The organism is Pseudomonas sp. Kh14, from assembly GCF_900291005.1.
GTDB classification, from domain to species: Bacteria; Pseudomonadota; Gammaproteobacteria; order Pseudomonadales; family Pseudomonadaceae; genus Aquipseudomonas; species Aquipseudomonas alloputida.
In genome coordinates this window covers 1-232 of record NZ_OLKJ01000346.1, presented here as the reverse complement: position 1 = coordinate 232, position 232 = coordinate 1, and the positions used below count along the sequence as shown (strand labels likewise).

At 69.8% G+C, this 232-nt stretch carries 1 protein-coding gene; it reads left to right on the top strand.

Features of this window, described 5'->3' with window-relative positions:
• Positions 1-58 precede the first annotated feature (58 nt).
• A partial coding sequence (locus tag FQ668_RS29235) for a DUF3151 family protein (protein WP_144180906.1) occupies positions 59-232 on the top strand: 174 nt, incomplete at its 3' end.

Genomic DNA, 232 nt, shown 5'->3' with positions numbered 1-232 from the left:
ATGCCATTTGACCCTAGCGGGTGCACCCGACGGCACGCGGGATGTGGACAATGGGGCAATGACTTCCTCTGGGACCCCCTTCGGCGATCTTCTCGGACCACCTCCGGTGCTGTTGCCCGGTGACCCGGAGGCCGAGGCCGCACTGCTGGCCGGTGAGAACGCGACGATCGTGGCAGCGGCGCACCCGTCGGCCTCGGTGGCCTGGGCTGCGCTGGCCGAGGAGGCCCTGGAC